This is a genomic window from Vibrio sp. Isolate34 (assembly GCF_022397915.1).
In the GTDB taxonomy this organism is placed as follows: Bacteria; Pseudomonadota; Gammaproteobacteria; order Enterobacterales; family Vibrionaceae; genus Vibrio.
In genome coordinates, this window is record NZ_JAKEUO010000015.1 from 77,772 (window position 1) to 90,917 (window position 13,146).

The following is a 13,146-nucleotide window of genomic DNA, read 5'->3' on the forward strand; positions in this document are numbered from 1 at the left end:
GATAAATTTAGAGATTACTCAAGGAGCAAAGAATGCTAATTTTGACTCGCCGCGTTGGCGAAACACTGATGATTGGTGATGAAGTAACAGTTACTGTACTAGGCGTTAAAGGTAACCAAGTACGTATCGGTGTTAACGCACCTAAAGAAGTATCTGTTCACCGTGAAGAGATCTACATGCGCATTCAAGCTGAAAAAGGTAATGGTAACGTTGCATCTGGCAACTACTAATACTTTTGCGTAGAGAAGAGGCTAGCATTGTTGCTAGCCTTTTTTGATCTTGGAGCACAGAAGTGTTCATTGAGATATAGATGGCTTAGATAACTGGCCAGTATTCACTCGGTGAAATGAATGCTCGATAACACTGTGAAATACCGTTGCGGTTGTTCAATGTTGTTTCTTTCTATTTTGTTTGGCAAAGCTCAAGATTTGTTAGCTTCTCCTATAGCGTAAAAACGCATCCCGTAGTAAGGTGCAACCAGCGGTATCACTTGCTGCTGAAGAAATTAGATAATTGTTTTCGGCTGTTTATTCTTGCCAATCTTTCGCCTTAATTTTTAAGGGAAAAAGCGCGATTTGAATCTTATAAGTTCAATTTGCAAGCGCTTTGATTAAATAGCAAACGGTTGAGTGTTTTTGTCCAATTTTTTTCAATAAAGTGTTTGACATATTTTCGGTAAAACGTAATATGTGCCTCCGCAAGACGGTGAGGTGGCCGAGAGGCCGAAGGCGCTCCCCTGCTAAGGGAGTATGTGGTTTGTAGCTGCATCGAGGGTTCGAATCCCTCCCTCACCGCCATTTCTTGTGAGTCTAAAGTTAGCAATTTAGACAATGTAAATGTGCGTCCTTAGCTCAGCTGGATAGAGTACCTGGCTACGAACCAGGCGGTCGGAGGTTCGAATCCTCCAGGACGCGCCATTCTCTCTTCTCTTACTTGTAAGTGATGTGAGAATAATGAATTAGGTGAGGTGGCCGAGTGGCCGAAGGCGCTCCCCTGCTAAGGGAGTATGTGGTTTGTAGCTGCATCGAGGGTTCGAATCCCTCCCTCACCGCCATTCATTACAGGCCGATGGCCTTTTTTTTTCTTCGTAGCAAGAAGAATGTGATATATTTCACAACTTCATTCTTAATGAATGAACACCGTGCGTCCTTAGCTCAGCTGGATAGAGTACCTGGCTACGAACCAGGCGGTCGGAGGTTCGAATCCTCCAGGACGCGCCACTATTTAAGGGTTTCCTCTCATGAGAATGAAAATCCTTGTATTGGCTTAAGTTGATACTAAAACCGTGCGCTCTTAGCTCAGCTGGATAGAGTACCTGGCTACGAACCAGGCGGTCGGAGGTTCGAATCCTCCAGAGCGCGCCACTATTTAGGGTTTAGTTCTTATATGAATTTGAATCCTGATATTGATAAATCGTTTATCGAGAATTAATATCAAAAGCGTGCGTCCTTAGCTCAGCTGGATAGAGTACCTGGCTACGAACCAGGCGGTCGGAGGTTCGAATCCTCCAGGACGCGCCACTATTTAGGACTTCTCTCATATGAGAGTGAAATCCTTGTATTGATTGTGTAATAGCAACTTGATACTAAAACCGTGCGTCCTTAGCTCAGCTGGATAGAGTACCTGGCTACGAACCAGGCGGTCGGAGGTTCGAATCCTCCAGGACGCGCCACTATTTAGGGCTTCTCTCTTACGAGAATAGAGATCCTTGTATTGACTATAAGTTGATACTAAAACCGTGCGCTCTTAGCTCAGCTGGATAGAGTACCTGGCTACGAACCAGGCGGTCGGAGGTTCGAATCCTCCAGAGCGCGCCACTATTTAGGGCTTCTTTCTTATGTGAATGAAATCCTTGTATTGATTGTGTAATAGCAACTTGATACTAAAACCGTGCGTCCTTAGCTCAGCTGGATAGAGTACCTGGCTACGAACCAGGCGGTCGGAGGTTCGAATCCTCCAGGACGCGCCACTATTTAGGGCTTCTTTCTTATGAGAATGAAATCCTTATATTGATACGTTGTTAGTAACAATAAATTGATATTAAAACCGTGCGCTCTTAGCTCAGCTGGATAGAGTACCTGGCTACGAACCAGGCGGTCGGAGGTTCGAATCCTCCAGAGCGCGCCACATTATTAAAAAAAGCCTCGTTTATACGAGGCTTTTTTTATGTCTGCTATATAAATGTTGACCAAATGTTAAATTTACTTAACATTTAACTTGTTGTATTTTAAGTATTTCTTGAATGCTTCTTTGTTATTCCACCTTTCTCATATCATTTCTCAGAAAATCCCCGTTTAAGTCACAGTTTAAATATCTAAAAATGACTCATTTGACAGATTTATGTGATCTGATAGGCGAATAATTAACCTTATGTGTGCGTTATCCGTAACAGAACCTTAAACAAAATTGACAAAGTTTTACCAATCGAGATAATCCATGGGTCGGGATCACTATTCGCTGAAATCCTGTACATATGTCAGGATGACGAAGAAAGGAAGCAACATGACTAATATTGGAAGCCTGCTAGGAGATGCGGCGATTTTAATGATAACGGGAATGTCCGTTGTCTTTATTTTTCTAACTATTCTAGTTTACCTCGTTCGGTTGATGTCAAAACTGGTACCAGAAGAAGTACCTGAGCCGATCGCAGCACCTAAAAAAATTCAAAAATCACAATCAAACCCTTCAGCTGTTAGTCCACAGGTAGTGGCAGCAATTTCGGCCGCGGTTCATCAATACCGTGCGTCTACTGCTAAGTAGCATTTAAAGGATTAAAAAGGAGTTTATGAGCATGTCTAAACCACTAGCTATCACAGATGTGGTACTTCGTGACGCGCACCAGTCACTATTTGCTACTCGTATGCGTATCGAAGATATGCTGCCAATTGCGGCAGAACTGGATAAAGTCGGTTACTGGTCTCTAGAGACTTGGGGCGGCGCGACGTTTGATTCGTGTATCCGTTTTCTTGGAGAGGATCCATGGGAGCGTTTGCGTGAACTGAAAAAAGCGATGCCAAACACACCAATGCAGATGCTACTGCGTGGTCAAAACCTGTTGGGTTACCGTCACTACGCGGATGATGTAGTAGAAAAATTTGTTGAACGTGCCCATAAGAATGGCATGGACGTATTCCGTATTTTTGATGCGATGAATGACGTACGTAACTTTGAAAAAGCGGTGAAAGCAACGATTGATGTTGGCGGCCACGCTCAAGGTACCTTGTCTTACACAACCAGTCCGGTTCACAACTCTGATACTTGGGTTGATCTGGCTAAGCGTCTAGAGGACCTAGGTTGTCATTCACTATGTATCAAAGATATGTCAGGTTTATTAAAGCCTTATGAAGCGGAAGAGTTAATTACACGCATCAAAGCATCGTGTGATGTTCCTCTAGCGCTACATAGCCACGCGACAACGGGTCTATCGACAGCAACAGCGGTTAAAGCCGTTGAGGCGGGTATCGATATTCTAGACACGGCTATCTCTTCAATGAGCTGTACTTACGGCCACACGCCAACTGAAACGGTTGTGGCGATGTTAGAAGGCACTGAGCGCGATACGAACCTTAAGCTTGACCAGATTGAGCCAATTGCTTCTTACTTCCGCGATGTACGTAAAAAGTACGCGCAATGGGAAGGCCAGCTAAAAGGTGTGGATTCTCGCATCTTGATCGCTCAGGTTCCTGGCGGCATGTTGACTAACATGGAAGGTCAGCTTAAAGAGCAAGGCGCAGCCGATCGTATGGACGAGGTTCTTGAAGAGATCCCACGCGTACGTAAAGAGCTTGGTTACATTCCTTTGGTAACACCAACTTCTCAAATTGTCGGTACTCAAGCGGTTATTAACGTGCTAACGGGTGAGCGCTATAAGAGCATCACTAAAGAGATTGCAGGTCTGCTGAAAGGCGAATACGGTCAAGCACCTGCGGAAGTGGATACTGAACTGCAAGCGAAAGTTCTAGATGGTGCAGAGCCAATCACTTGTCGCCCTGCTGACTTGCTTAAGTCAGAAATGGATACGCTGACTACGGATCTTTTAGAGAAAGCGAAATCAGAAGGTATCTCTCTAGCTGAAGATACAGTTGATGATGTCCTGACTTACGCACTCTTCCCACAAGTGGGTCTTAAGTTCCTTAAGAACCGTCGTAACCCTGAAGCATTTGAACCAGCACCAACGGCAGAAGTTGCGACTCCAGTTGCTGCAGCGCCGGCGCCTGTGTCTGGTGGCATCGAAAGCTACAGCGTAAAGGTGGATGGTCAAGTTTACGATGTCGAGGTTGGCCCACAAGGTGAACTAACATCTGTTGCGCCATCAGCAAAAACTGCTCAAGCGGCTCAGGCTGCACCTGTAGCAGCTTCTGACGCTGAAGCGGTTCCTGCTCCATTGGCGGGTAACATCTTTAAAGTTAACGTTCAGGCGGGTGCTGAGGTTGCTGAAGGCGACGTTCTGCTTATCCTAGAAGCAATGAAGATGGAAACGGAAGTTCGTGCTGCTCGTGGTGGTATCGTTCAAGAACTGAATGTTAAAGAAGGCGATGCAGTTACTGTAGGCGCTCCACTACTAAGCTTGGCGTAAGGGAGTACCATGGAAGGATTGATGACCTTATGGTCTGAAACAGGGATTGCGAACTTTGAGTTCGGCCAGATCTGTATGATGTTGGTTGGTTGCTTATTGTTGTTTTTGGCAATTCGTAAAGGATTTGAACCGTTACTTCTACTACCGATTGGTTTTGGTGCTGTATTAGCAAACATTCCAAATGCTGGGTTTACTGATCCAGGTGGTTTGCTGTACTACGTTTACTACATTGGTATTGAAACGGGTATTTTCCCACTGCTGATCTTTATGGGTGTTGGTGCGATGACGGACTTCGGTGCGTTGATTGCGAACCCTAAAACGTTGTGGTTAGGGGCTGCGGCTCAGTTTGGTATCTTCGCGACTTTATTCGGCGCGATCTTACTGAACTATGTTCCAGGCATGGAATTCTCGATGGCCGACGCTTCTTCCATTGCGATCATTGGTGGTGCCGATGGCCCAACCGCGATTTTCTTGGCGAGTAAGCTCTCTCCTGATCTTTTAGGTGCGATTGCTGTAGCGGCGTATAGCTACATGGCATTGGTTCCTATTATTCAGCCGCCAATCATGAAAGCGTTAACGTCTCCTGAAGAGCGTAAGATTAAGATGGCTCAACTTCGTCATGTTAGCAAAGCAGAGAAGATCCTCTTCCCACTTGCTGTACTACTGATGACGATTTTGTTCCTACCTTCAGCAACGCCTCTAGTGGGTATGTTCTGTCTGGGTAACTTAATGCGTGAAGCGGGTGTGGTTGATCGTTTATCGAAAACAGCACAAAACGAACTGATTAACGTTGTGACTATTTTCCTTGGTCTCGGTGTTGGTTCTAAGCTTCAAGCGGATACTTTCTTGAACTTAGAGACACTGGGTATTCTTGGCTTAGGTGCAGTTGCGTTCAGTATTGGTACTGCGGGTGGGGTATTGATGGCGAAGGTTCTAAACCGCTTCTCGAAAGAGGACATCAACCCATTGATTGGTGCAGCTGGCGTATCGGCGGTTCCAATGGCAGCACGTGTTGTGAACAAGGTTGGCCTTGAGGCAAACCCTCAAAACTTCTTGTTGATGCATGCGATGGGCCCGAACGTAGCAGGTGTACTTGGTAGTGCGGTTGCGGCGGGTATTCTATTAGCGCTAGTCGGTTAATGGATTACTGGTCATGTATCGTTACGTTAATTGGTCGTCAATTTACGAATGAGCGGTTAACTTAGCCTTATTAAATGGTTTATAGTCAAAGGGATGCTTTCGCATCCCTTTTTTTTATTAATTAGGGTGCTTGCTCACTAGGGCTTTTATCAATCAAGGAAATGTGGAAATGGAAAATAAACAGATTGCGATTACTCAATTCGGCGGCGTCGAAAACCTTAGTATTCAAACCAGTGCGATTCCTGAGCCTAAGGCCGGAGAAGTGGTGGTTAAAGTTTCCTTTTCGGGCATTAATCCGATTGATGTGAAAACCCGTGCTGGCCTTGGTTGGGCAGCAGCACAAAACAAAGACAACCTTCCTTGGGTACCGGGATACGATATTTCGGGTCAAATTGTCACGCTAGGCGATCAGGCTGAACGTTTTACGGTTGGTGATAACGTGGCGGGCTTTATTGGCTTTCCACTGCAAGGTGGCGGCTACAGCCAATATGTTTGTGTTCCAGAAGCGGCGTTAAGCATGGTTCCTGATTCTGTCACCTTAGAAGCGGCAGCGGCATTACCACTTGCTAGTCAAACCGCAGCACAAGCGCTAAACAAAGCCGAAGTGAAAGAAGGCGATCGCGTGCTTATCTTAGCGGGGGCTGGCGGCGTTGGTCACCTTGCGGTTCAAATTGCAGTAGCCGCAAAAGCCGAGGTTTACACGACCTGCAGTGAAGCCAACCTTGATTACCTTGCGACGTTAGGTGCTCACGCAATTAACTATAAGTTTGCGCCAGCGTCGGAAAGAGTTTCTGATGTTGATGTGCTGATTGATTTGGTCGGTGGCGATACCGCGCTTGATGCATTGAAGTGCCTGAAAGACGGCGCAAGAGTAGTGACAGTGCCAACTTTGTCTGCTGAATTGATCTGTGAGAAAGCCACACTACTAGGTTTTACCGCATCAGGCATGTTGGTTGAGCCAAACCCTGAGCAAATGGACACCATGCTTTATATGGTGAGTGTTGGATTACTTAAAACAGAAATTCAAGGCATCTACCAACTGGATGAAGCACAGTCGGCGCATCTACAGGTTGAAACCGGACACACCAGAGGCAAGGTACTGCTTAAAATGCAAGAAGGTTGATAGGCAGTGCTAGAATTCTTTAACTCCCTTTTTGAAAACATAGCGCTGTGGTTCTCTGACTCGGCGCTTTGGGTACTCTTCATCAGTGGCTTCTTAAGTGCCACGTTATTGCCCGGCGGTTCAGAAGCCAGTCTTGTTGCCGCATTGAGCTTAGATCAATTCTCAACATCGTCGATTATTCTCATAGCGACACTTGGTAACACCTTAGGTGGTCTTACTAACTATTGGATTGGTTTGTGGTTGCCTAATCGAACTCAATCTGAAAAGCATGGTCATAAGGCTATGGCTTGGCTGAGCCGTTATGGTTACTGGACACTGTTATTCAGTTGGTTGCCCGTTATTGGTGACCCTTTGTGTCTCGCGGCGGGTTGGCTAAGAATGAAATTTATCCCTAGCGTTATTTTGATAGCGATTGGCAAAGCCGCTCGCTACAGCTTACTTGCTGCTATCTACTTCGGTTTTTTCTAAGGAGAACCTATGAAAAAGGTTTTACTTGGTACATTTTCTCTTATCGCCATCGCAGGCTGTTCTTATAATGTACCTAGCTCAACATCCTTCTTTTCCTCATTGCCAGAAGGCGTCACTCTAGTCGAAGAGGTGAAGCCTTCTAAAGACAAAGTGGTGATCCCTTACACCAAATACCAGCTTGAAAACGGCCTGACAGTGATTCTTTCCCCGGATGATTCTGATCCTCTTGTGCATGTTGATGTGACCTATCACGTAGGTTCTGCTCGTGAAGAGATAGGTAAATCGGGCTTTGCTCACTTCTTCGAACACATGATGTTCCAAGGTTCTGAGAACGTTGGTGACCAGCAGCACTTTAAGATCATTACAGAGGCTGGTGGCTCGTTAAACGGCACCACTAACCGTGATCGCACTAACTACTTTGAAACCGTTCCATCTAACCAACTTGAGAAAATGTTGTGGTTAGAATCAGACCGAATGGGTTTCTTATTGGATGCGGTTTCTCAGAAGAAATTCGAAGTTCAAAGAGGCACGGTTAAAAACGAACGTGCTCAAAGTTATGAAAACCGCCCTTATGGCTTGATGTGGGAACGCATGGGTGAAGCGCTTTACCCTGAAGGTCATCCTTACTCATGGCAACCAATCGGTTATGTGGAAGATCTAGACCGTGTCGATGTGAATGACTTGAAGGCGTTCTTCCTGCGTTGGTACGGCCCAAATAATGCGGTACTAACTATCGGTGGTGATATCGACGTTGATGACACGCTAGAGTGGATTAACAAGTACTTTGGTCCAATCCCTCAAGGCCCAGAAGTTAAGGCTGCAGAGAAGCAACCAGCCGTGCTAACAGAAGATAAGTACATTACGTTAGAAGATAATATTCGTCAGCCGATGGTGCTTGTGGGTTGGCCAACAACATATCGCGGTGAAGAGACACAAGCTTCACTGAATGCACTGTCCAATGTATTGGGTTCAGGCACTAACAGCTACCTGTATCAAAACCTTGTAAAAACACAGAAAGCAGTCAGTGCGGGATCTTTCCATGACTGTGCTGAGCTCGCTTGTACCATGTATGTGTATGCGATGGGTAACTCAGGTGAAAAAGGTGATTTGACGGTTCTTAATAAAGAATTGATGGATACCCTAGAGCAATTCTCGAAAGAGGGTGTTGAACAAGAGCGTCTAGACCAGATCACCGGTATGGCAGAAGCGGATGCGGTTTTCGCACTGCAAAGTGTTAAAGGCAAGGTGTCACAACTTGCATCTAACCAAACCTTCTACGGTCAGCCAGATCGCATTGAGTCTCAGCTGGATCAAATCCGTGCCGTCACGCCTGAAAGCGTGAGTAAGGCCTACCAAGATTTCATCGAAGGTAAGCATAAGGTGACTTTGAGTGTGGTTCCGAAAAAACAGCTTGATTTAGCCGTTCGAGAAGCAACATTTACCACGCCACCACGTACTTTGCCTGAATACAGTAAAGTAACGGAAGACCAACTGAACTTCAGAAGAGCAACTGACACCTTTGATCGAAGTGTGATGCCTGAGGTGACCTTTGGTGTCGAAGCGACAATGCCAGAGCTGTATCGCATGCACTTTGCAAACGGCACCGATTTGATTGGTACCGTGACCAGTGAAACGCCGACCGTACAGCTACAGATTCAACTTCCAGCCGGCGAGCGTTATGTCCGTAAAGGTCAAGAAGGCTTAGCGAACCTAACCGCTTCGATGATGGAAGAAGGTTCGACAAAACGAACAGTTGAAGAGTTACAAGCGACACTAGATAAGCTTGGTAGTAGTGTGAGCATCAGTGCGGGCAGTTACACCACGGATATTTCAGTTTCTACGCTAGAGAAGAATCTGCCTCAAACCTTAGCGATCGTGCAAGAGGTTCTGTTTGAGCCTAAGTTTGATGAGCAAGACTTTGAGCGTGTTAAGAAACAGATGTTAGAAGGCGTTGTGTATCAGCACCAACAACCTAGCTGGATGGCGTCTCAAGCAACCCGCGAGGTGCTGTTTGGCGACACTGTTTTTGCTCGAGCAAGCGACGGTACTAAAGCATCTCTATCGAAACTCACTCTAGACGATGTGAAAAAATTCTATGACCAACACTACACACCTGAAGGTGCCAATATTGTTGTTGTGGGAGACATCTCGAAGAAAGAAATTGGAAAACAGCTACAATTCTTTGAAGAGTGGCAAGGCGATGCAGCCCCATTAACGCGCCCACAGATCGTCAAAGAGCTTTCAGGTCAGCATTTGTACTTGGTCGACAAACCGGGTGCACCGCAAAGTATTGTTCGCTTGGTGCGTAAAGGCCTGCCGTTTGATGCAACAGGTGAACTGTATTTGAGTCAACTGGCTAACTTTAACCTAGCGGGTAACTTCAATAGCCGTATCAACCAGAATCTACGTGAAGATAAAGCCTACACTTACGGTGCAAGTGGTTACTTTGCGAGCACTCGTGAAACGGGCGCGGTGGTATTCAGTGCACAGGTAAGAGCGAATGCGACGGTTCCATCGATTCAAGAGTTCATTAATGAGCTGAACGAGTTCAGTCAAAGTGGATTGACTGACGAAGAGGTGAAATTTATGCGCCTCGCCGTCGGTCAACAAGATGCGCTTAAATACGAAACGCCAAGTCAAAAGGCTGGGTTGCTGAGTAATATTGTCGCATTGAGCCTTGATGAAGATTATCTACAACAGCGCAATCAGATAGTTGAAACGGTTTCAAAAGAGACCTTAAACGAGCTATCGAAGAAATGGTTCGACCCGAATGATTATCAAATAATCGTTGTTGGTGACGCGACTTCGCTTCGCCCACAATTAGAAAAGTTAGATATTCCAATAGAAGAGCTTGAAATCATTCGTTAGAGTACACATTAAAGGGGGATGGAAAAGACTCTATTTTTCTCCTCCGACCTAATTTATGATAGTTCTAATCAGAACGATATAAGATAAGTGAACTGAATTTTGACTGATTTTGCTGCGCGACTAAAGCAAGTTGCAACCAACCCTAAGACCTTCTCTCAATTTGGTCGTGGTGTTGAAAGGGAAACGTTACGCTACACGGAAGATGGGCATCTTGCGACTGGGCCGCACCCAAAGGCTTTGGGATCTGCGTTGATGAACGGATGGGTAACGACCGATTTTTCTGAGTCGCTACTGGAATTTATCACGCCTGTTTCTAATGACGTTCCGACGCTTTTGAATCAGTTGTCTGATATCCATCACTTCACGCAAACTAAGTTAGATGGCGAAAAGCTATGGCCGCTCTCTATGCCTTGTTACGTTGGCAGTGAAGATTACATCCAGCTAGCGCAATACGGAACCTCTAACAACGGTAAAATGAAGACGCTATATCGTGAAGGCCTTAAGCGCCGTTACGGTAGCTTAATGCAGATTATTTCAGGTGTTCACTTCAACTTCTCATTCCCAGAAAGCTTTTGGGATAGCCTGTTTGGAGAGCAATCAGAAGAAGCGCGTTGTGAAGCTAAGTCAGATGCTTACTTTGGCTTGATCCGTAACTACTACCGCTTTGGTTGGTTAATTCCTTATTTCTTCGGTGCTTCACCTGCACTGTGTTCTTCTTTCATTAAAGGAAGAGAAACCAACCTACCTTTCGAAAAGGTTGGTGAGACACTGTATTTGCCAAAAGCAACGGCACTGCGCCTGAGTGATCTTGGTTACACGAACAGTGCGCAAAGTGTATTGAAGATTGGCTTCAACAGCCTAGGTCAGTACCTTGAAGGTTTGAATCAAGCGATTCGTACGCCATCAGAAGAATTCGCCGAAATCGGGACTAAGGTTGATGGTGAATACCGTCAGCTAAACAGCAACGTACTGCAAATTGAGAATGAGCTTTACGCTCCAATCCGTCCTAAGCGTGTTGCGAAAAGTGGTGAGAAGCCATCTGAAGCGTTGGCTCGCGGCGGCGTTGAATACATCGAGGTTCGTTCTCTAGATGTAAACCCATTCAGCTCAATCGGTATTACTGAACAGCAAGTTCGCTTCTTGGATCTATTCCTAACGTGGAGTGTATTAACAGACTCTGCTGAGATGGATAACTGCGAACTTGAATGCTGGCGCGATAACTGGAACAAGGTGATCTTAGAAGGTCGTCAGGTTGGCTTAGAGCTACAAATTGGTTGTCATGGCGAGCGCTTGTCTCTGCAAGATTGGGCGAAGCGTGTATTTAAAGATCTACGCTCTATCGCTGAAATGATGGACGCAGAACAAGGCGGTCGTGCATACCAAGAAACATGCGATACGCTTGAAGCTTGGATTGATAACCCAGAGCTAACGATTTCTGGCCAGTTGCTAGAAGAAACCAAAAAATTGGGTGGCTTAGGTAAAGTGGGTTGCGCGTTAGGTAAAACGTACGCTCAACAACATAAAGCGCACCAATATAAAGTTTACTCAGCTGAATTGATGGAAGCGGAAGTTCAACGCTCTGTGATTGCTCAGCAACAAAGTGAAGAAGCAAGCACTCAAGATTTTGATAGCTTCTTAGCGGATTATTTTTCGTATTTAAAAGCATAGCGAGACTTTGGTGGAAAGGAAGCAAGACTTATCAGGTCAGCCAACCCGTGTGAGTGGTAAATGGTTACCTGTAGTGACTGTGGGTGTTGTCTCTAGCCTATTGGTTGGGTGTGCAACGCCACCGCCTAAACAGCAAGATAATTTGTGTAGTATCTTCAGAGAGCATCCATCTTGGTATGAAGATGCACTTGATATGCAAGAGGAGTGGGGCACGCCGATTAACGTAGCGATGGCTTTTGTGAAACAAGAGAGTAGCTTTCGTCATGATGCGCGCCCACCCAAAGATTACATTCTTGGCTTTATTCCGTGGGGACGCGTCAGCAGTGCCTACGGCTATGCGCAAGCTCAAGACCCTGCTTGGGAAGACTTCCAAAAAGCGACCAATAACGGTGGTTCAAGAACCAACTTCGATGATGCGTTGATGTTTATTGGTTGGTATACCAGTGAGACACGTCGTCAGCTGGGTATCTCGCTATGGGACCCTTATAACCAATACCTGGCTTATCATGAAGGCCGTGGTGGTTATAAGCGTAAGTCATACAACAGTAAGCCATCGCTAATTAAGGTGGCTCGCAAAGTCGAACAACAAGCAAAAGATTATGGATGGCAGCTGAAACAGTGCCGCAAAGAACTAGAAGACAATCGAAGCTGGTTTTTCTAAAGCCAGCCGTCACGGAGAAGAGCAATGCCTTTATTAGATAGTTTCACTGTTGATCACACACGCATGAACGCACCTGCAGTTCGTGTTGCTAAAACAATGCAAACCCCAAAAGGGGATACCATCACTGTGTTTGACCTGCGTTTCACTGCGCCAAACAAAGACATCCTATCTGAGAAAGGTATCCATACTCTTGAGCATCTATACGCTGGTTTTATGCGTAATCAACTGAACGGTTCAGATGTAGAGATCATCGATATTTCACCAATGGGTTGTCGTACTGGTTTCTACATGAGCCTAATTGGTACGCCTACAGAGCAACAAGTGGCTGACGGTTGGTTGGCTGCTATGAAAGATGTACTGAAAGTTGAGAACCAGAATAAGATCCCTGAGCTGAACGAATACCAATGTGGTACAGCGGCAATGCACTCTTTGGATGAAGCGAAAGAGATCGCGAATGCAATCATCGCTGCAGGTATCTCTGTAAACAAGAATGATGAACTGGCACTGCCAGAGTCGATGCTTAAAGAGCTTAAAATCGACTAGTCATTTTTAGTTCACATTGAATACGCTTCACTCTAGACTGAGCGAGCTAGATACTAAAAGGCCCGATTCAATGAATCGGGCCTTTTGTTTTTATCGCAT

Annotated in this window: 10 protein-coding genes and 10 tRNA genes; all 20 read left to right on the forward strand. The window is 45.7% G+C overall.

The window, feature by feature from the left end; genetic code table 11:
• Window positions 1-32 precede the first annotated feature (32 nt).
• The 20 genes from csrA (at window position 33) to luxS (ending at window position 13,047) form a co-directional block, all read left to right on the forward strand.
• Window positions 33-230 carry a carbon storage regulator CsrA gene (gene csrA, locus L1D22_RS16150; RefSeq protein ID WP_004415691.1) on the forward strand — a complete coding sequence of 66 codons (198 nt, stop codon included), beginning with the start codon at window positions 33-35 and terminating at the stop codon, window positions 228-230.
• A gap of 474 nt (window positions 231-704) precedes the next feature.
• Window positions 705-797 (forward strand) — tRNA-Ser (locus L1D22_RS16155).
• Window positions 798-840: 43 nt separating this feature from the next.
• Window positions 841-917 (forward strand) — tRNA-Arg (locus L1D22_RS16160).
• A 44-nt stretch (window positions 918-961) separates the two neighbouring features.
• A tRNA-Ser gene (locus L1D22_RS16165) sits at window positions 962-1,054 on the forward strand.
• A gap of 89 nt (window positions 1,055-1,143) precedes the next feature.
• Window positions 1,144-1,220, forward strand: a tRNA-Arg gene (locus tag L1D22_RS16170).
• 67 nt (window positions 1,221-1,287) lie between these two features.
• A tRNA-Arg gene (locus L1D22_RS16175) sits at window positions 1,288-1,364 on the forward strand.
• A 79-nt stretch (window positions 1,365-1,443) separates the two neighbouring features.
• Window positions 1,444-1,520 (forward strand) — tRNA-Arg (locus L1D22_RS16180).
• Window positions 1,521-1,595: 75 nt separating this feature from the next.
• A tRNA-Arg gene (locus L1D22_RS16185) sits at window positions 1,596-1,672 on the forward strand.
• 68 nt (window positions 1,673-1,740) lie between these two features.
• Window positions 1,741-1,817, forward strand: a tRNA-Arg gene (locus L1D22_RS16190).
• 75 nt (window positions 1,818-1,892) lie between these two features.
• Window positions 1,893-1,969: transfer RNA gene (locus tag L1D22_RS16195), tRNA-Arg, on the forward strand.
• Window positions 1,970-2,050: 81 nt separating this feature from the next.
• Window positions 2,051-2,127 (forward strand) — tRNA-Arg (locus L1D22_RS16200).
• A gap of 375 nt (window positions 2,128-2,502) precedes the next feature.
• Window positions 2,503-2,760 carry an oxaloacetate decarboxylase subunit gamma gene (locus L1D22_RS16205; protein ID WP_239830545.1) on the forward strand — a complete coding sequence of 86 codons (258 nt, stop codon included), beginning with the start codon at window positions 2,503-2,505 and terminating at the stop codon, window positions 2,758-2,760.
• 31 nt (window positions 2,761-2,791) lie between these two features.
• Window positions 2,792-4,576 carry a sodium-extruding oxaloacetate decarboxylase subunit alpha gene (gene oadA / locus L1D22_RS16210; RefSeq protein ID WP_239830546.1) on the forward strand — a complete coding sequence of 595 codons (1,785 nt, stop codon included), beginning with the start codon at window positions 2,792-2,794 and terminating at the stop codon, window positions 4,574-4,576.
• A 9-nt stretch (window positions 4,577-4,585) separates the two neighbouring features.
• Complete coding sequence (locus L1D22_RS16215) at window positions 4,586-5,716, forward strand: sodium ion-translocating decarboxylase subunit beta (protein ID WP_019825842.1); 1,131 nt, start codon at window positions 4,586-4,588, stop codon at window positions 5,714-5,716.
• Window positions 5,717-5,885: 169 nt separating this feature from the next.
• Window positions 5,886-6,839 carry an NADP-dependent oxidoreductase gene (locus L1D22_RS16220; protein ID WP_102504316.1) on the forward strand — a complete coding sequence of 318 codons (954 nt, stop codon included), beginning with the start codon at window positions 5,886-5,888 and terminating at the stop codon, window positions 6,837-6,839.
• A 6-nt stretch (window positions 6,840-6,845) separates the two neighbouring features.
• Entirely contained in the window at window positions 6,846-7,307 is a 462-nt protein-coding gene (locus L1D22_RS16225) for a YqaA family protein (RefSeq protein ID WP_004741880.1), read from the forward strand.
• A 9-nt stretch (window positions 7,308-7,316) separates the two neighbouring features.
• The gene (locus L1D22_RS16230) at window positions 7,317-10,175 is read left to right on the forward strand and encodes a pitrilysin family protein (RefSeq protein WP_239830547.1); all 2,859 of its coding nucleotides are present in this window, start codon (window positions 7,317-7,319) and stop codon (window positions 10,173-10,175) included.
• A gap of 99 nt (window positions 10,176-10,274) precedes the next feature.
• Window positions 10,275-11,843: a glutamate--cysteine ligase gene (gene gshA / locus L1D22_RS16235; RefSeq protein ID WP_239830548.1), complete on the forward strand. Its 1,569-nt coding sequence runs from the start codon at window positions 10,275-10,277 to the stop codon at window positions 11,841-11,843.
• 10 nt (window positions 11,844-11,853) lie between these two features.
• Window positions 11,854-12,504 (forward strand): hypothetical protein, encoded by a 651-nt coding sequence (locus tag L1D22_RS16240; protein ID WP_239830549.1) that lies wholly within the window; start codon window positions 11,854-11,856, stop codon window positions 12,502-12,504.
• Between the two features lie 24 nt (window positions 12,505-12,528).
• Window positions 12,529-13,047, forward strand: a complete 519-nt coding sequence (luxS, locus tag L1D22_RS16245; protein WP_239830550.1) for an S-ribosylhomocysteine lyase — start codon at window positions 12,529-12,531, stop codon at window positions 13,045-13,047.
• Window positions 13,048-13,146: the final 99 nt, after the last annotated feature.